Source organism: Paenibacillus tritici, assembly GCF_018207515.1.
Classification (GTDB): Bacteria; Bacillota; Bacilli; order Paenibacillales; family Paenibacillaceae; genus Paenibacillus_AQ; species Paenibacillus_AQ tritici.
In genome coordinates this window covers 7,478,299-7,496,511 of record NZ_CP073365.1, presented here as the reverse complement: position 1 = coordinate 7,496,511, position 18,213 = coordinate 7,478,299, and the positions used below count along the sequence as shown (strand labels likewise).

General features: G+C 52.8%; 18 protein-coding genes and 1 riboswitch. Of the genes, 9 read left to right on the top strand and 9 right to left on the bottom strand.

Going from position 1 to position 18,213, the window contains the following annotated elements:
- Positions 1-63: 63 nt before the first annotated feature.
- From KDC22_RS32230 to KDC22_RS32220, 3 genes are all read right to left on the bottom strand, one after another.
- Positions 64-1,659 carry an ABC transporter substrate-binding protein gene (locus tag KDC22_RS32230; RefSeq protein WP_211721561.1) on the bottom strand — a complete coding sequence of 532 codons (1,596 nt, stop codon included), beginning with the start codon at positions 1,657-1,659 and terminating at the stop codon, positions 64-66.
- A gap of 70 nt (positions 1,660-1,729) precedes the next feature.
- On the bottom strand, positions 1,730-2,644 hold the full coding sequence (locus KDC22_RS32225) for a carbohydrate ABC transporter permease (RefSeq protein ID WP_211721560.1): 915 nt from the start codon (positions 2,642-2,644) through the stop codon (positions 1,730-1,732).
- Positions 2,645-2,659: 15 nt separating this feature from the next.
- A complete protein-coding gene (locus KDC22_RS32220; protein WP_246553172.1) occupies positions 2,660-3,637 on the bottom strand; it encodes an ABC transporter permease in 978 nt (325 codons plus the stop codon).
- Positions 3,638-3,889: 252 nt separating this feature from the next.
- Positions 3,890-3,969, top strand: a riboswitch (glycine riboswitch).
- Between the two features lie 156 nt (positions 3,970-4,125).
- On the opposite strand from KDC22_RS32220, the gene KDC22_RS32215 reads away from it, so the two are divergent.
- The 3 genes from KDC22_RS32215 to KDC22_RS32205 are packed head-to-tail and all read left to right on the top strand — an operon-like array spanning position 4,126 to position 7,127.
- Entirely contained in the window at positions 4,126-5,502 is a 1,377-nt protein-coding gene (locus tag KDC22_RS32215; RefSeq protein WP_211721559.1) for an amino acid permease, read from the top strand.
- A gap of 34 nt (positions 5,503-5,536) precedes the next feature.
- The gene (locus KDC22_RS32210) at positions 5,537-6,484 is read left to right on the top strand and encodes a helix-turn-helix transcriptional regulator (RefSeq protein ID WP_211721558.1); all 948 of its coding nucleotides are present in this window, start codon (positions 5,537-5,539) and stop codon (positions 6,482-6,484) included.
- A 46-nt stretch (positions 6,485-6,530) separates the two neighbouring features.
- Positions 6,531-7,127, top strand: a complete 597-nt coding sequence (locus KDC22_RS32205) for a Crp/Fnr family transcriptional regulator (protein WP_211721557.1) — start codon at positions 6,531-6,533, stop codon at positions 7,125-7,127.
- On the opposite strand, the gene KDC22_RS32200 is transcribed toward KDC22_RS32205, so the two are convergent.
- Positions 7,084-7,791 (bottom strand): DUF4386 domain-containing protein, encoded by a 708-nt coding sequence (locus KDC22_RS32200; protein WP_211721556.1) that lies wholly within the window; start codon positions 7,789-7,791, stop codon positions 7,084-7,086. The genes KDC22_RS32205 and KDC22_RS32200 overlap by 44 nt on opposite strands.
- Positions 7,792-7,993: 202 nt before the next feature.
- On the opposite strand from KDC22_RS32200, the gene KDC22_RS32195 reads away from it, so the two are divergent.
- Positions 7,994-8,815 (top strand): methyl-accepting chemotaxis protein, encoded by an 822-nt coding sequence (locus KDC22_RS32195; RefSeq protein WP_211721555.1) that lies wholly within the window; start codon positions 7,994-7,996, stop codon positions 8,813-8,815.
- Positions 8,816-8,852: 37 nt separating this feature from the next.
- Here KDC22_RS32195 and KDC22_RS32190 read toward each other — a convergent pair whose 3' ends face one another.
- Entirely contained in the window at positions 8,853-9,221 is a 369-nt protein-coding gene (locus tag KDC22_RS32190; RefSeq protein ID WP_173134153.1) for a DUF1304 domain-containing protein, read from the bottom strand.
- A gap of 131 nt (positions 9,222-9,352) precedes the next feature.
- Between KDC22_RS32190 and KDC22_RS32185 the strand changes: the two genes are divergently transcribed.
- A complete protein-coding gene (locus KDC22_RS32185; protein WP_211721554.1) occupies positions 9,353-9,859 on the top strand; it encodes a GNAT family N-acetyltransferase in 507 nt (168 codons plus the stop codon).
- A gap of 61 nt (positions 9,860-9,920) precedes the next feature.
- On the opposite strand, the gene KDC22_RS33675 is transcribed toward KDC22_RS32185, so the two are convergent.
- Both KDC22_RS33675 and KDC22_RS32175 read right to left on the bottom strand, forming a co-directional pair.
- Positions 9,921-10,952 (bottom strand): S-layer homology domain-containing protein, encoded by a 1,032-nt coding sequence (locus KDC22_RS33675; protein ID WP_246553170.1) that lies wholly within the window; start codon positions 10,950-10,952, stop codon positions 9,921-9,923.
- Positions 10,953-11,049: 97 nt separating this feature from the next.
- Positions 11,050-12,711 (bottom strand): histidine kinase N-terminal 7TM domain-containing diguanylate cyclase, encoded by a 1,662-nt coding sequence (locus KDC22_RS32175; RefSeq protein WP_211721553.1) that lies wholly within the window; start codon positions 12,709-12,711, stop codon positions 11,050-11,052.
- Between the two features lie 148 nt (positions 12,712-12,859).
- Here KDC22_RS32175 and hprK point away from each other — a divergent pair, with 148 nt between their 5' ends.
- Entirely contained in the window at positions 12,860-13,777 is a 918-nt protein-coding gene (gene hprK / locus KDC22_RS32170) for an HPr(Ser) kinase/phosphatase (RefSeq protein ID WP_173134126.1), read from the top strand.
- A 61-nt stretch (positions 13,778-13,838) separates the two neighbouring features.
- Positions 13,839-14,123, top strand: coding sequence for an alpha/beta-type small acid-soluble spore protein (locus KDC22_RS32165; protein WP_211721552.1), 285 nt, complete (start codon positions 13,839-13,841; stop codon positions 14,121-14,123).
- Positions 14,124-14,233: 110 nt separating this feature from the next.
- On the opposite strand, the gene KDC22_RS32160 is transcribed toward KDC22_RS32165, so the two are convergent.
- Together KDC22_RS32160 and KDC22_RS32155 are read right to left on the bottom strand one after the other, a co-directional pair.
- The gene (locus KDC22_RS32160) at positions 14,234-15,103 is read right to left on the bottom strand and encodes a GNAT family N-acetyltransferase (RefSeq protein ID WP_211721551.1); all 870 of its coding nucleotides are present in this window, start codon (positions 15,101-15,103) and stop codon (positions 14,234-14,236) included.
- Positions 15,100-15,900, bottom strand: a complete 801-nt coding sequence (locus tag KDC22_RS32155; RefSeq protein ID WP_211721550.1) for an AIM24 family protein — start codon at positions 15,898-15,900, stop codon at positions 15,100-15,102. Before KDC22_RS32155 ends, KDC22_RS32160 begins: the two co-directional genes overlap by 4 nt.
- Before the next feature lie 259 nt (positions 15,901-16,159).
- On the opposite strand from KDC22_RS32155, the gene KDC22_RS32150 reads away from it, so the two are divergent.
- Both KDC22_RS32150 and KDC22_RS32145 read left to right on the top strand, forming a co-directional pair.
- Entirely contained in the window at positions 16,160-17,365 is a 1,206-nt protein-coding gene (locus KDC22_RS32150) for an ATP-binding protein (RefSeq protein ID WP_246553807.1), read from the top strand.
- Between the two features lie 87 nt (positions 17,366-17,452).
- A complete protein-coding gene (locus tag KDC22_RS32145) occupies positions 17,453-17,911 on the top strand; it encodes a tetratricopeptide repeat protein (RefSeq protein ID WP_211721548.1) in 459 nt (152 codons plus the stop codon).
- Positions 17,912-18,213 lie beyond the last annotated feature (302 nt).

Genomic DNA, 18,213 nt, shown 5'->3' with positions numbered 1-18,213 from the left:
ATTTGCGCCCTGGCGGCAGGAAAGGGGAAGGACGTCTGCCGTCCTTCCCCTTAGCCTATTTATTTAGGATTGTTTAGCTTTCCAGGCATCATATTGCTTCTGAACCTCGGCACGGATATCTTCGATTCCGTTGGCCTTCAGCTTCTTATTATATTCCTCAAGCACCTTGTCTACACCCAGACTGCCTGTTTCCAGCAGTGGACGGAATTCCTTGATAATGTTGCTGACCACGGATACCTGTGTTTTGACAGGGTCCGTATTGAAGTTGAAGCCGAACGACTTCACCTTATGGGCGCTCTCGTTATAGGCCTTGAACTTCTCCCATTTATCGGCACTTTCGCCTTCCCACAGGTAGGTTATGGTCTGGTTGCCGAACATCCATTCAATCCCCGGCGCCCAGCCAGTATCGGCGCGGGTAGCAATGCCGTCAGGGAGCTTGATGAAGTTGTCCTTGCCGTCCACCTTGACATACTGCCGTCCTTCCACGCCGAAGTCAATCAGATTAACCAGGTGCGGGTCCGTATGGAGCAGATTGAGCAGCATCATCGTCCGCTCCGGATCAATGGAGGTACGTCCGATCGCCATCATGGAGTTGCTGACGCTGGCGGTGCTGATCTCAGGTTCATTCCCCTTCAGCTTCACCAGCTCAATGCCGGTGGCGATGGAATCTTCCTTGTCGGAATCCGGCTTATCCGAACCGAACTTCATCCAGGTCTTGCCGGCCTTGAAAGCGTCTTCAGTGCTGGTCTTAGTAGTGGCGGCATCCTTGTTGATGTAGCCTTTGCTGAACCAGTCGCCGTAGAGCTTCATCCGGTATATCGCTGTGTCGGACTCCATGGAGCTGATAATCATCTTATCGGTCTTCGTATCCAGAACGATACCGGCAGGAGCGCCTGCAACCAGCTCATAACGGAAGTTTTCCTTCATGCTCTCTTTGGTTTTGTCGAAGTAGCCCAGCGTATCGGAGCCGCTGCCGGAGAGCCAGATCGGCGCAATGGCCGGTTCCTTCTCCTTGATCGTCTGCAGCCATGGCTCCAGATCCTCCAGCGTCTGGATCGAGTTCACATCGAATCCGTATTTATCGACCAGATCCTTCCGGAACATAATCGTATGGCTCTCGCCAATTTCCTTATTGGTGGGAATCGCATATACTTTGCCGTCTACCGTTCCGCCGTCGAGGAAGCGGGGATCGAGTGTCTCCTTGATGCCTTGTCCATATTGGGCTAACAGATCATCAAGCGGCAGGAATGCGCCTTTGGCTACGTTGTTGGCGAAATCCGCCCAGTTAGGGGCAAAGGTCAGATCCACCTGTTCCCCGGATTGGTAAGCCAGCGCCATCTTCTCGGCCCAGGAGGACCAAGGAAGCCCCTGGAAGTCAATCTCGGCGTTAATTTTCTCCTTGAGATATCTATTGATCTCTTCCACAACCGCCTTGGTATCATTCTGCGGGAAATTCCCAACCGTGTAAACGGTTAACTTCCGGAACGTTGAAATATCGGGATTACTGCTGCCTTCTGTTCCTCCGGCGGTAGCGGCTGCTGTCGATTCTGCCTTGGATGGAGCGGAAGCGCCCGAATTGCCCCCGCCGCACCCGGTAATGCCCAGTATCACGGCGGTCAGAGCAGCAAACACCGCGCCAGAGCTTCTTGTTGTTCTCATTTGTATGAACCTCCTCAATGATAATTAGATCATATATTCTAACCGGCATTTACGCCAGAGTCAGACCGGGTTACCCTTTGATGGCCCCTATCGTAAGGCCTTTGGTGAAGTACTTCTGGAAGAAGGGATAGACGAACAGGATCGGGCCAATCGACACCACCACCATGGCCATCCGCAGACTTTCGGTCGGAACCGATTCTTGGACCATCAGGGCTACTCCGCTGCCCGCCAATTGGTTCTTGAAGAACTCTGCCTGACGGATCATCTGGATCATGACATACTGCAAGGAGAACTTGTCCGTGTCATTGATGAAGAGCATGGAGTTGAACCAGTCATTCCAATACGTCAGTGTAGTGAACAGGCCAACGGTGGCGAGAACGGGCAGCGAGATCGGAAGCACCAGCTGGAAGAAGATCCGCCATTCCGATGCCCCGTCCAGTTTGCCGGATTCGATCATCTCTTCCGGGATCGTCTGCTGGAAGAAGGTGCGGGTTATGAAGATATAGAAGGCATTGGACAAGCCGGGCAGAATAAGCGCGACCAGCGAGTCCTTGAGATCCAGATAGTTAACGTACAGCAGGTAGAAGGGGACCAGCCCGCCCGAGAACAGCATGGTAATCAGCAGGTAGAAGTTAAACGTCTTTTTGAAAGGAAAATCCTTCCGGTAGAGCGGATACGCATATAGCGCAATCAGCAGCACGGCCAGAACAGTCCCGATAAGGGTAACGGTCAGGCTGACGCCATACGCTTTAACTAATGTCTCCGAATGCTTGAACAGATATTGGTACGCGGATGCGTCGATATGATCGGGCCAGAATTTGTATCCCTGCAGCGTCAATGTCTTCTCGTTTGTTAAGGAGATGGCAACAATGAGCAGGATCGGCAGGATACACGCCAGGCTGAAGGCGATGAAGAACACATGAAGTATAATCTGGGCGGTGGTAGAGCCCTTGGCGTAAGCGCTGGTTCGGGATGCAGTAGTCATTAGAATCCTCCGTTTCTAGAAAAGAGCCGTATCGCGGTTCAGCTTGCGGGCCAGAGCGTTCGCGCCTATGACCAGGAAGAAGCCGACGATGGACTGGTAGAAGTTCGCCGCTGAGGACATCCCCAGGTCGTTGAGCTGGATCAGGCCCCGGTAGACATAGGTGTCGATGACGTCCGTAGTCGAGCGCAGCGCACCGGAGTCCAGGGTCACATGGTAGAACAGCCCGAAGTCAGAGCGGAAGATGCCGCCCATGTTAAGAATCGTGAGAATCACCATGATCGGCGTAAGCAGCGGCAGGGTAATCTTGGTGATCTGCTTCCATTTGCTGGCGCCGTCCATCACCGCAGCCTCATACAATTCTTCGCTGATGCCGGTGATGGCTGCAAGGTAGATGACACTGCCGATCCCGATGGAATGCCACATCTTGGTGATCCACAGAATGTAAGGCCATGCGTTAGGATGCATATATGCGTTCACCGAGGAGTAGCCGAACATTGGCAGAATATGCTTGACCAGGAAGCCGTACTCCGGGTGCAGGAAGGCATAGACGATGAAGCTGACCACGACCATGGACAGGAAGTTCGGCATAATCATGACGGTCTGGAAGAACTTCGAAGCCAGCTTGTTACGCACCTCATTGATCGCAATCGCCAGCGAGACCGAGAGAATGAGTCCTGAGATAATGAAGACCACATTGTACCCCACGGTGTTGATGGTCACGCGCAGGGCGTCAGAGGTGGCGAAGAGGAACCGGAAGTTATCGAGCCCGGCCCAGGGGCTGCCCATAATGCCGTCAATATAGTTGATATTCTTGAAGGCAATGAATAATCCGAACATCGGAATGTAGCAGTTGATGAAAAAGATAATCGAGGTGGGCAGCAGCATAATCAGCAGCACCCGGTATCTCACGATATTGAGCAGCAACCGGCGGAAGCGGCCCTGCGGCTGCGTATAGGGCGGCTTGGTTAAAGCTTGGGTTCTAGGATTTGTCATAGGTTCTAACCTCACTCTGCTTATTCTGGATGAATTTATTATAGTAGAGACGATGAACGGAATTCTCTCTTGCAAATGACCCTGTTTATTCAAAAATGACCTGTTCCCGCAAAACTCCTGTAGAGCATTGCGACTTTTTTCACAGATCATTACTCACATTGCCGGTAATATGTTAGAATATCAGAACGCATTAACGCTTCACCAATTTAATACATCACACAAGCTATGATTGCTATGGATCACACTATAGCAGGAGCAGCTTCTGGAGAGACTGCGGGGAACCGCAGCGCCGAAGGGTTCACAATCTCAGGCAAAAGGACAGAAGAGTACCGGATTTGTATTTGCCGTGCTGAGGAACCCTCTGCCGGGCAGAAGCTTATTTGGATATTCTTTAGGAACCGGGAGATTGGATGACATCCAGTCTCCTTTTTGTTTTGTTTTGGAGTTACCGGCATAACAGCGTCATATATATTAAGGGGGAAACAGGTATGGCACAGACAGAATTAAAGAGAGAGCTGGCTAACCGGCATGTTCAGCTTATAGCTATCGGCGGCACCATTGGCACAGGGTTGTTCCTGGGCTCAGGCAAAGCGATTCAGCAGGCCGGGCCTTCCATTATGCTCACGTATCTCATCGTGGGAATTGCCGTGTTTTTTGTGATGCGGGCGCTGGGGGAGCTGCTGCTCTCCAAGGCGGGGTATCAGTCTTTTACAGACATTGCTGAGGACTATCTGGGGCCCCGGACGGCGTTCATTACGGGCTGGACCTACTGGTTCTGCTGGATTATGACGGCGATGGCGGATGTGATTGCGGTGGGCGTCTACGTCCAGTATTGGTTCGATATCCCGCAGTGGGTGCCTGCTGTCATCTGCCTGATGATTCTGCTGGGCCTCAATTTGCTGACGGTCAAAAGCTTCGGCGAGCTGGAATTCTGGTTCGCTCTGATTAAGGTAGTTACGATTCTGGCCCTGATCGGCCTGGGGATCATTCTTCTGGTGATCGGGTTCAAGACAGATGCAGGCTCGGTTACAGTCCGCAATCTCTGGGAGCATGGCGGCGTGTTTCCGAACGGGGTGAGGGGCTTCTTATTCTCCTTCCAGATGGTGGTATTCGCTTATGTGGGCGTGGAGCTGGTGGGGGTATCGGCGGCCGAAACAGCTAATCCGGAGAAAAACATTCCGTCAGCCATCAATAAAATCCCTCTGCGGATTCTGTTCTTCTATGTAGGCGCGCTCTTCGTGCTGCTGTGCATTAACCCTTGGACCCAGCTTAGCGCGGCTGAAAGTCCGTTCGTGAGAACCTTCAGTCTGGTGGGAATTCCGATTGCTGCAGGGATTATCAATTTCGTGGTCTTAACCTCGGCGGCCTCTGCCTGCAACAGCGGGATGTTCTCGACCAGCCGGATTCTCTACAATCTGAGCAGACGGAATCAGGCCTCCCCCCAGCTCGGCAAGCTGAACCGGAATCATGTACCTGCGAATTCCCTATTCATTTCTACTATAGTGATCTCTGCCGGGGCACTGCTCAGCAAGCTCATTCCGGGTCAGGCCTTCGGCATCGTGACTACGATCAGTGCCATTTGCTTCATCTGGGTCTGGGGTGTTGTGCTGGTCTGCCATATCAAGTATAAAAGGAACCGCCCGGACTTACATGCCACTTCCAAATTCAAAGCGCCATTCACCCCGGTGATGAACTATGCCGTCCTGACGCTGTTTGCTGCCATTCTTGTGATCATGCTCTTTGCCGATGAGACCCGTCCGGCGCTGCTGTTCACCCCGCTCTGGTTCATTCTGCTGTTCCTCCTGTATTCCATGCGGAGCAAAAAGGAGAAAAAGGAACAGGAAATCAGTATAATCAATACATAAACTGATTTCAGCATGACAAGGGAGCAGCAGCCGCATGAACAAAACAGACCGCATGTTAGCTATCGTACTGGAGCTGCAGCGTAAAGACGTTGTACGGGCAGAGGATTTGGCGGCAGCCTTCGAGACGAGCGTAAGGACGATCTACCGGGATATTCAGGCTCTCAGTGAAGCCGGAGTGCCGGTGATAGGGGCGACGGGTCAGGGATATTCATTAGTGAAGGGGTATTTCCTGCCCCCGGTCAGCTTCACCGCCGAGGAAGCGGTGACCCTGCTGATTGGGACGGACTTCATTGAACAACGGTTCGACGCTCATTACGGGACCCAGGCCTCCGCAGCAGGCAGGAAAATCGAGGCGATTCTGCCGGAGGATGTCCGCGGCAGCGCCTCCCGGATACGCAAGAGCATCCGGCTGCTCACCCCGGGCAAAGAAATCACGCAGGGAACGGAGCAAGTGTACATCGAGCAGATCCGCCGCGCAATCCTGGAGGAGCGGAAGATCAGCTTCGGGTATTGGAAATTCAGGCATGAGGCGGATGGTAGTCACCGGAGTGTCCGCACGGTCAGGCCTTACGGGCTTGTACTGAACAGAGGTGCATGGACACTGGTCGCCTATTGTGAGCTGCGGCAGGAGATCCGTCATTTCCGGTTATCCAGAATGAGCGAGCTTACCGTTCTGGATGACCGGTTTCAGGCGCCTGCGGATTTCGATCTGCACGAGTACCAGCCGGAGGATGACCGCCATGTACACGTGCGTATTTTGGTTCAGCCGGAGATCGCGGGCAAGGCGGCTGAATCGGGTAACTTTTATCTGGAGGCAATGGAGGACCAGGCTGACGGAAGGCTTATGACCTTTCGCGTGCGCCAGCCCGAGGATCTGCTGCAGTGGGTACTCGGCTGGGGGGCAGACGCTGTTGTGCTGGAGCCGGAAGCCTTGCGGAACCGGGTGCGGGATGAAGCTGCGAGGATGTTCAGCCGCTACTGACATCACGTAGTGACCAGGGAAGAATTCATTGTGAGGAGTTACGAACATGAAGCACCGGTTACGCCCATATATGACCCGCCTGACCTCTCTCAGTGAAGCGGAGCAGCAGGCCATACTGGATGAGATTCTGGTTGAGGAATACAGCAAGGGAACCATTCTGCTCAGGCAGGGGGAGGTTCCCGGGAAGTGCTATTTCGTGTTACAAGGCTGCGTGCGGCAGCATAGCGTGGACGTTACAGGCCGCGACATCACCTCTAACTTCTATACAGAGGAGCAGGCCATCGCGATCTTCAATGCGCATAAGGAGGATGCCTCTTCGGAATACAGCCTGACCTGTCTGGAGGACTGCGTACTGGTTGTCGGCGCGCTGAATACGGAGCAGGCCATGTACGCCAAGCATACGCAGCTGGAGGGGATGACCCGCCGGATGATCGAGGAGAACTTCGGTCAGATGCAGGAGGCATTCGCTGCTTTTGTGGCCGCTTCCCCCGAAGACCGTCTGAAGACACTGATGCAGACAAGACCCGGATTGATCAGCCGCGTCCCCCAGCATCAGCTGGCCAGCTATCTCGGCATGACCCCGGAGTCCCTAAGCCGGATTAAGAAGCGGCTGCAGTGTGAACGCGCGGAGCCGGAATCCTGAACAGCAGCCATATCCCGAGTCCCAGCTCCCCGGCGGTCATCGGCAGTATAAATATCCACTTCACCATCTGGATGAACCCCGTATATTCTGGCACGAGTAAGCTGCACAGATGCAATGCCATATAACCGAAGCCTGCCAGCAGCAGCAGTACACTGAGGGGCTTCGGAATATTCTCCGCCCGAACCGCAAGTAATCCTACCACGAGCAGATGCCCGCCGAATAGAATCAGCCCCGCCGACCATACCGCCTCGAATCCCTGAAGAGCAAGCATAACCTCCCCCTGTAGTTGTCCTTTGGTGAAGCCGGAGAGTTCCGGTGCACTTCCTCCTGTAAGCAGGGAAACCACGATCAGACTCGACACAGCCACCCCCAATACCGCCGTATAAGCCAGGCGCAGCCAGGCCCCCAGCAGGGATAGACCCGGATGTACAGGCCTCAGAACCTGATATAAGGCCCAGGCAGCCACGACGTCACAGGCGATGATTACGATCCACCCGAGGATTTCGGCCCTGAACAGCGAAGGAGAGGACTGAAGACGGGCGAAGGTAGCGGCGGCATCCCCATTCACCACAACACTTCCATGAATATATCCATACGAGAATGCGGCGGCAATTGCCATTACAATGAGTGAGATTCCCCCGGTACGTGCCACTGTTACTGACATCAGCATAACCCCCTGATTGATTAATGATTGTGGTTATATTGTACGCAGCAGCGGGCAGGGGGGCATTGACTTAAGATAAGAGGGGAATGTTTAATTTTAAATATTAAGAATTGAATAAAGGATAGCCATCAAAAAATGTCGAACCTTAGTTTAGGATATTGCTGAGCAATGAAGCTAACTGAATAAAAGGAGACCCGCACCTATGAAAAACATCGTACGCTCCCTTGAAGATATAGTGAATCTGGTACCCATCCTGAAAGCTGCTTTTCCTTATGATCTGTCGGTTGCGGTCTGTGACACTGAGAAGTTTCTCGTCTATTACCCTGGGGATTCCATTGATCTGGGGATTAGCGCCGGGCAGATTATTCACGCAGATGAACCTCTGTATCATGCACTGAAAAATGATGAATACACAAGGGCCAATGTTCCCAAAGAGTATTACGGATACGAATTTGTGGGCACCGTCCTTCCGGTACATGGAGAGGATGAACGTGTCTGCGGGGCGATCTGCATTCAGGTGCGCAGACAGACCGAGCTGCGGGAAATTGCCGACCGGATGACACTGTCCCTGAATCAGGCTAATGCACGGATCGTGCAGGTAGCGGGCGGGTCTAACCAGTTGGCCGACTTCTCACAGAAGCTGCTGGCCCAGTCAGAGACCACTGCTGCAAGTGTCCAAAAAAGCGATGAAGTGCTGGCCGTCCTGAGGAAGGTTGCCGACCAGACGCATCTGCTTGGAATTAATGCGGCCATTGAGGCCGCCCATGCCGGGGAGAAGGGTCGGGGCTTCGACATTGTCGCCAGAGAAATCCGCAAGTTCTCACAGGAGACCGAGCAATCCGCGCAGCGGATACGGGACACCCTGCGGGAGATCCAGACAGCGATGAAGGGAATCGGTCAATCCATCGGTCAGATTGCTTCGGTGGGGCAAGAGCAGGCAGCTTCAACGCAAGAGATGTCCAGCTTCATTGAGGAGATCCGGGCGATGTCGGAGCAATTGAACCAGTTCGCGCAGAAGCTGTGAGGCAAGTGTGGAAGCTGCCTGCATAGGCCCGCGAATCTTACAGATGTGCGATCAGTGTGGCCGCCAGCGCCAGGAAGGCCGGGAGTCCTTGCATCAGCAGAATGGATCTCTTGGAGGTGAGTCCGCCGTAGATCGCCGCAACCGCCACGCAGATGAGGAAGAACAATTGCAGCTGGTACCCGAAGTCCGCGCTCGGATGCAGCAGGCCCCAGATTAGACCGGCTGCCAGGAAGCCGTTATACAAGCCCTGGTTGGCAGCAAGCGACTTCGTCTCCCGGGAGAAGGCAGGGGAGGTTCCGAATGCCTTCTGTGCTCTCGGGGTGGTCCACAGAAACATCTCCAGTACAAGTATGTACACATGCTCTAGTGCTACTAAGGCTACAAGAATTAAACTTACAGTCATCATAACGAGTCCCTCTTTTCAAGTGATAGGAATAGGAATTTACATTGCGCAAAATATAATTTTACAAACCTAAATATAACCAAATATTTTCCTTTTGTCAATTTATTGCATCCATATTGTAAGGGAGGAAGGAAATGTACATCAGAACACTGGCCCCCTCGGACGCCGAAAGCTACCGGGCGCTTCGTTTGCAGTCGCTGCAGCAGCACCCTGAGGCTTTTCTAAGCTCCTATGAATCGGAAGTGAAATTGTCCACCGAGACGACCCGAATCAAGCTGGACTCCTCGGACGAACATTTCACCCTGGGTGCCTTCTTGGACGGGGAGCAGAGGCTGGTGGGAATGGCTACCTTGTTCCGGGAGAGCAGGCCCAAGATTCAGCACAAAGCTCATGTCTATGCAGTATATGTAGATCCGGATGCCCGTAAACATGGCACGGGACGCGCGCTGATGCTGGAGCTGATTGCCCGGGCGAAGGCTGCACCGGGGCTGGAGCTGCTGACGCTGACCGTAACCTCCAATAACGTTCCGGCCAAAAGACTCTACGAATCCCTGGGATTCATCCGCTACGGCACAGAGCCGAAGGCGATGAAGCTTGGCAGCGAGTATCTGGATGAGGATCTGATGGTGCTGATGCTGTAAAATACAGCAAAAGCCCCTCCCGCCTTTTCGGCAGAAGGGGCAAAGATGAAGGGGCGGTTGCTTACTTCGCAGACTTTCCGCTCAGGATGGCCTTCACTTGGCTGACCATTGCCGCTGCGTCAGCACTGGTGACACCGTCCTGCGGACGGAAGCTTCCGTCTTGATCCAGCTTCACGATCTTAAGGGCAAGCGCGGTCTGAATGGCTCCCGAGTTCAGGGTATTGATCTGGTCATTATCCTTGATCTCTACCGGGATCAGCTTGATCATCGGCAGTTGGCCGCTGGTCTGGAGCGTATTAATCAGCAGAGAGGTGAACGATTCGCGGGTTACGCTCATATTCGGATCAATTTTGATCTGAAGCTTCACCTCAGGTCCGGCAGCGTCCTTGATGAACTGGACGGCTTCGGTTGCGGTAATCGTCCCGCTCACCGTACCGGGTGCTGGATGTGCCTTCAGATAAGCCAGAGCATTACTAATGGCTACGGCTGCTTCCGCACGGGTAATTTCCAGCTTAGGGTTAAGCTTGCCGCTGGCATCCAGCTTCAGAACACCGTAGTTCAGGGCGCGCTGGATGGAACCGGAATACTCGGCCTTCACCTGATCCTGGTCGGTATACTCCACTACCACCGGCTTAATCATCGGCAGCCGCCCGCTGTTCTCGATCGCATCAATGAGCTGGTGTGTGAATTCCTCGCGTGTCAGCTTCTCACCAGGCTTCAGATCTGCTGGCAGGTCCAAGCCGTGCACACCGGCAATAATCAGCGCCTGTGCATACCAGGCGGAGTCACTCGCGTTCTTGAAATAGTCGGTGGCATGCGGCTCCTTCACGAACCGGATCGTATCCAGATTCAGATCAAGCGCACTCACGATCATCTGCACCCCCTGGGCGGCTGTGATGCTGAGGTTCGGGCCGAACAGATCAGCGCTGATGCCTTTGATCAGGCCGCTGTTCTGCAGAGCAATAATCTTCTCCTTGCCCTGCACGTTATGAATATCCTTGAAGGCTGCCGCAGAAGCCAGTTGTTGTCCGGCGAAGCTGAGCGCCAGCGCAGCGGCTGCGGATATAGTCATGATCTTGAATGTATTCTTCATGTTCAGTCACCTCATAAGAGTAGTTTGTGGTTTATTTGTGATCTTAGACGGCGACTGAGGCCAAAAGGTTCCAACAAATTTCAGCTTGCCTGCATTTCTATTGCCGTGCCGACACAATCTGATTCCGGCCCTGATGCTTCGCGGCATACAGTGCTTTGTCCGCAGATTTGAGCAGGTCATTCAGGTAGGTTGTCGCATCCATGCCTGGCGGGACCTTGAATTCACCAATGCTGAGCAGACCCATGCTGATCGTAATGGACACGGGTTCATCAATATAATCAATGTTGATGCTGTTGTGTTCGACGTTTGTTTTGAGCTGTTCGGCCAGCAGCCGGGCCCCGGCTTCATCCGTATCCGGCAGATAGATAATGAATTCCTCTCCGCCGTAGCGGGCCAGAATATCGGAGGGCCGCAGACTGCGCTGCAGAAGCTCCACCGTACTGCAAATGACCACATCGCCGGCCATATGGCCGTACTGATCGTTGATTTTTTTGAAAAAGTCGATGTCGATCAGTATAATAGTCGAAGGTGTCAGAGAATTACCGGTCCGCAGCACCTCCTGCTCCAATTGCTGCATCAGGTAATGTCGGTTGTAGCAGCCGGTCAGGCTGTCGGTAATCGCCAGCTTGCGGAGCTTGGCATTCGTCTGGAACAGCTCCTCCTGCACCTTGATCAGCGCAGCGTTGCGTTCCTGAAGAATCGTATTCTGATGGTTCGTCTCATCAATGAGCCGGTGGATCTCGGTAATATTCTGGAAGGTAACAATCCGTCCGACCCGGATGCCGCTTACCATGATAGGCGCAGCATGAATGCTGATATACATTTGAATAACAGGATACAGAATTTCAGTCCCGGCCGTCTCCAGCGGATCATCACGGTAGCTCCGCAGGAAGGGTTCAATCTTCTCGTCAGGGCCGTCAGGCAGATAGCTGCTTATGTTGAACGCTGCACCTGTATCCAGAGTAATATAAGGGTGCAGGGCCTGGTTAATTTCTACGACCTGCTCTTGATCATCCAGCACGAGAACCCCGTATTCCATGGTATTGATAATATCCTGGTGGGCGATAGTGACGATATCAAACACTTTATCCTGATGGATCGTAATTACAAAAAAAGTAGCCGACACCACGATGCCCAGCGAAGTGAAGCCCGGAATCACCGGCAGGTAATCATCCAGAATCACATTGAAGAACACATCGAGCATAATGAAGGCACATACGGCAACAATGCCTCTGAGCATATACATAATCTGATTCTTGATCCGCTGGGCCTGATTGGAGGTCAGGGCCACGTATATGACATACAGGGACATGAGGGCATTAACAATAATAAAGGCCATGCTAAGCCAGAAGACAGGCCCGTAGATGCGTTCCGCATATCCCCCGTTCACCGGGAGGACAAACCATTCATAAGGATTCAGCACCACTAAGACGGATGACAGCAAGGCCGGGACGGTCAGGGCGGCCACTACTTTTCGATTCAGGAATTGGGATTGTCCGGCCAGCAGAATGGTGAAGAAGATCCAGCCCAGGCTCAGCAGGGAAGCATCCACGAAGGCTAGCTTCACATAAAAGAGCTGAAAGACAGGATCATCGACCGTCCGGATCGCAAACTGGCAATAGGGCCAGATCAGCATGGAGAAATGGAACCCTAAATAGACTTTGTGCAGATTGGTAATGTTAACCGTAGCAACGATATAGACAAGCAGTAGAAACAGAATGAAGCACATGATCAGGTCAATCCACGATGCTAAGGCCAATATATTACACCTTCTTGGTTTTAATAGTATTTATTGATTTTTATGGGTCTAAGGTCTTATATATTGTTTTTAATATATAATTAGCGTGTGCAGATTACAAGATTTTTAGTTAAATCTTTCGGAAAATATTGGATTGGGAGGGAACCGCATGAAGTCTATTAGCGTGCAGAATCTAATGGAGAAATTCCATCTGGAGGTGCTTGCCGGAGCCGGCCGTATGGACCGTCTCGTCACCCGTCCAAGGACGCACAGACCGGGTCTGGAGTTCGTCGGTTACTTTGATTTTTTCCCGATGGAGCGGGTGCAGGTTCTTGGCCGTAAAGAGATCAATTATCTGCTTACGCTGAGTGTAGAGGAGCGCATGCTGCATATCGGCAACATCGTCAAATACCACCCGCCGTGCTTCATCGTGACCAGCGGGCAGCAGGAGATTCCTTATCTGACGCTGTTCTGTGACCAGGAGGGCATTCCGCTGCTGCGGACGCCGGAGGTGACCACCGAGTTCATCGCCAAGCTGGACAGTTTCCTGGTCAAGACGCTGGCGCCGGAGCTGTCCATCCATGGGGTATGCGTGAACGTATCGGGGATCGGTATCCTGCTGCGGGGCAAGTCGGGCATCGGCAAGAGTGAGACCGCGCATACCCTCATCCGAAGGGGCCACCGCTTCGTGGCGGACGATATTGTAGTGCTTAAGAAGCTGGGTCCGGCGACACTTCTGGGAACGCATAATGAGACTACACGTGAGTTCCTCGCTCTGCGCAGCATTGGCCTGATTAATGTAGTTCGGCAATACGGACGGAGGGCATTCCAGGATGAGACGCGGATCGTGCTTGATATTGAGCTTGCGCCGTGGCAGGAGAATTCGCTCAACAATGAGCTGGAGCTGGTGCCCCAGTTCACCGAATACCTCGGTGTTCAGATTCCTCATATTGAGGTCCAGCTTCAGCCGGGACGCGATGTAGCCGGTCTGATTGAAGCTGCCGCGAATAACTGGTATCTCAAGCAGCTCGGGTACAGCGCGGTTGAGGATTTCATGAAGCGGATTGAAGACGGAATGCAGTCCTGAGGAATGAAGAACTGCTCTCCCGGGCAACTTAGAGTAAACAGCAAGGGAGGGGTATCCGTTCATGGCGAGAAGAAGCAGAAAATATGCAGTGCCGGGAGCAGCCCGGGGAATGCAGACCTTCAAGGCTGAGGTGATGAGACAGGAAGGCTATCACGTAGATCCGAGTCATCCTGATGATGTGAAATACGAAGTGGCCAAAGAAATGGGAATTCCGCTGGAGGCAGGTAATAACGGCAATCTGACGACGGAAGCGGCAGGACAGATCGGCGGCAGAATCGGAGGCTCCATGGTCCGGGAGATGGTTCGCCTGGCACAGGAGCAGCTGGCGAATAAAGGGGAATTATAGGATTTCTTTAATTATTCAAAGAACACAAAAAAGCAATGATTCTCCAATTAACGGGAGAACCACTGCTTTTTTAACGTTTGAAGCTTTGGAGAAATTTCGTACAGCTCAGGTTACAGGCTGCCGCTATAATATTTGAACTCTGAACGAACCTTGAATCCGGCACGGATATAGAGATTCAAGGCCCGGACGTTCTCGGTGACTACACTGAGGCGGATAACGGGATAAGGCTTCTGCAAGAGGAGACCGAGGGTCTGTCTTAGCACCTTCCCGCCAACCCCCTTACCCTGCCAGGAGGGCAGGATACAGAAATTATGAATAAATGCCGTATCCTCATTGATATAATTGACCCGGATCAGACCCAGCGCCCGGCCCTCTGCCCAAGCGATATACGTTACCCGCTCCGGCTCATCCGTCTCAGTGAAGTACTCGCGCGTCTCCTCTTCCGATTCTCCGAAGGCCTGGGAGGAGCAGGATATCATGAATTCCCAATCCGCCTGTGTGGCCGGGAGCAGCTGCAGATCTTCCGGCACCGGCTGCAGCGTTGTCAGGGGATCATAGGACATGGCGTACTCAGACCGGCTGAAGCGGGCGCCAAGGGCCGAGGCTGCCCCGAGCCCTGTCTCTGAGCCTCCGGGAATCTTGTAGCTAAGCTTGTGAATGCCCAGTGGAGCGATATCCTGCCCTGCCCGCTCTACAAGACTGCGGAATACGCCCTCACGGCGATAATCCGGGTGGACCATCCCATTGATCTGCGCCTCACCGCTGCCGGAAGCGAACCAGCTAAGCAGGCCGATGAGCTGATCTTCACGGTAACAGAGCAGCGCATGGTCGCCGTCTTTTTTGACGAGATGCTCAAGGTCTGAGCTTAACTGTATGGAATCCGCGCGGCTGCACTGCTGTTCCAGCTCGGTAATATCCGCCGCCTGCTGCCTGGAATCGTAGGTCATTGGAATGATGATATTCCCGTTCCTCAGCATCATGAAGGGGGTCCAGACGGCTGAAGCAGTGAGTTCCTATAGTTCATGAGCGGAGCCAGCCAGACCATACCGGTTCCCCGGTAGACATTGACCAGACCTTCACCGGATACAGCGGAGCCCATGCGGGTCTTGCCTGACTTCTCCACCGTAAAGTCCAACGAATTCGACCACATTAACGCGAAATTGCCATCGACCTTCAGCACATCATTCTGCAGATCGACCACGATGGCTTCCTCGGAAGGGATGGGCGCTTCCAGGGCGATAATTCCTTTGCCGCGTGCGCTCAGGTTGAACAGTCCTTCTCCGCCGAGAACGGCAGAGGATACATTCTTGCGTGCAGCCACAGAGATGTCGAGCGAGGCCTCGCAGGCCAGGAACATGCCGTCATCAATGACGATATGGTCGTTGTCCACATCAATCAGCCAGAGATATTTGTAGGTGGTTTCGAGCATAATCGTCCCGGTTCCTTTATAGAGCGGCTTGACCGCACTTGTTCCGGTAGCCGCACTGGATAACATATTCCGCATCAGGCCGCCGACACCCTTGATCCCGGAGGTCATCTCGATATTGCCAATCATATACTGCATGGCACCGGCGCTCAGCATCACCTCACTGTTGTTAAGCTCAATCATGAGCTGCTTATTGCGCATATTGCTCTTGCTCATGAAGAAGTTGGTCTCTGCTTCATAGCGGGTGGTGGTGCTGAGATCCTCTTTGTATTCGATAATGCTGAAGCCGCCGAGCTGCTCTTTGATGACCACGTTGGAATTGTCCTTCAGGTTATTGATAGTAAAAGCCATGGATATCCACTCCTTCGGTAGCAGTTATTCTGCAAGACGGTGTATCGTGCCTTCAAGGCATAGGTATTCGACATCTCTCGCGGGTATCCTTGCTACCAGACGCAAAAAAAACGGGCGGAACTATTACTTTACATATATTATCAGGTTAGCGTAATGTTCTATATGTAGTGCATAGAACACAAACGCATGTCCTATAACCAGCAGTAGTGCCGAAAGGAAGTTAGCCTTGTTTGAGACGTTGCTTCTCAATTTTTTGTTTATGCTGTTTCCGGTGCTGATCTTTCTGATATTTTTTGAGAACCGGCCCCACGCCTACAACCGTAAGATTCTTGTACTGCTCATAGCTATAACCATGATCCTGTGTATTGCCAAGCCGATCCGGCTGGAGACGGGGTTCATCTTTGATCTGCGGTATGTTCCGTTCATTATTACGGCCTTGTATGGCGGGTACAAAAACACCCTGCCCTTATATCTGATTCTAAATGTGTACCGGTTCTACATAGGCGGAGAGGGAACGATCCAATCGTTTCTTTTTTCGACAGCAGTCTTGGTTCTGGTCCCGTCTATAAGCTCGAAATTTCTCCGTTCCAAGCCAAGGGGCCGGATGATGTGGGCCGTCTCCATTGTGGTCCTGACTATGGGCTGTTATCTGTTTATCCTGAGCCTGATCCTGGATAAGCTGGATATGCAGTACTGGACGCTGGCCTTCTATGCCTTAACTATCCATGCCGTGGTCATGGCAGTTCTCATGATTCTGCTGGAGCAGATTCTTACCAACCTCAGGAACCGGGAGCGGATCATGCAGTCGGAGCGGCTGAATGTGGTCAGCGAGCTGGCGGCCAGCGTCTCGCATGAGATGCGGAACCCGTTAACCGTGACGAGCGGCTTTCTCCAGCTGCTTAACCTCTCGAAGACGCTTACACCTGAAGAGAAGGGGTACATCGAGCTGTCGCTGCTGGAGCTGAACCGGGCGGAGAAGATCATCAGCGATTATCTGTCTTTTGCCAAGCCGCAATCGGAGAACCGGGTCTACTCCAACCTGCAGGCCGAGTGTGAATACACCAAGAATGTCATTATGCCGTATGCCACCATCCATAAGGTCGCGGTTGAATTCAGCTTCAACAATACACTCTGCACCCATTATGACCGGAACCAGATGCAGCAATGCCTGATTAATCTGTATAAAAATGCGATAGAAGCCATGCAGGGAAGGGATGACGGCGTTCTGTCCATCGAGATCACCGAGAGTAAGCCGAATATCGTGATTACGATCCGCGACACCGGTATCGGAATGACGAAGGAGGAGATATCCCGCCTGGGCAAGCCTTATTATTCGACCAAAGAAGAGGGCACAGGCCTCGGGATGCTTATGGTCTACAACGCGATCAACAAGGTCAAGGGCCGTATCGAGGTCCGCAGCGAGAAAGGAAAGGGAACCACCTTCAAGATCATCATCCCGACCTAGGGGCCCGGCAACAGTGGGAAACCTGGTGTGAAAATGATAAAGTAACTATAAGAGGACTTCGATCTATTATCCGGGAGGCTACAGGCAATGAGAGAAGAGTTAATCGCACAATTAAATGCGTGGCATGAGGAAGACCAATTTGAAGAAATCGTATCCCGCATCAAAGAGGTGCCTACACCGCTGATTGATGAGGAGCTGGCGGTCCACCTGGGCCGGGCGCTCAACAATCTGGGCCGCTACCGGGAAGCGCTTAAATGGTTCAACAAGGCGGCGGACAAGGGTAAAAAAGACCCGCTGTGGCATTTCCGCGTCGGTTACGCCCATTATTATCTGGACGAATACGATGAGGCGATCAAAGCCTTCAAGAAGGCGAATAAGCTGGACCCTGAGGATCAGGACACCATTGAGTTCCTGGCCTGGAGCCGGAATGAGAAGGCCGCGCTTGCCGGAGATGATGATGATTCGGCGGAGGATACAGTTACCGGTTCTGATTCTGATTCCAGTGCCGGAGCGGATGCCGATGCCGCAGAAGAACCTAAGCGCTAGGGGTTGACGGCCGGGATAACCCGCGAATATAATGTTAAACAATCTTACAAATGAGGTGAAATGGATGCCATTCCGTACCGTCGCAAGGAACTAGTTATCGGGCTGGGTAGAACGCGTACCAGCCATCAAGGGGGCAGTCTGCCCTTTTGAGAAGATACCCTAACTAGAACCTTGAACGGTGCCTGTGCATTCATTTTTTTGTAGCCGGGACACTGAGTTATTCCGCTTGAAGACTATGCTGCAGATGCAGGTGGTGCTTTGCGTGGAATGGCGGGGGTCCCGGCTTTTTCATACCTTATTGA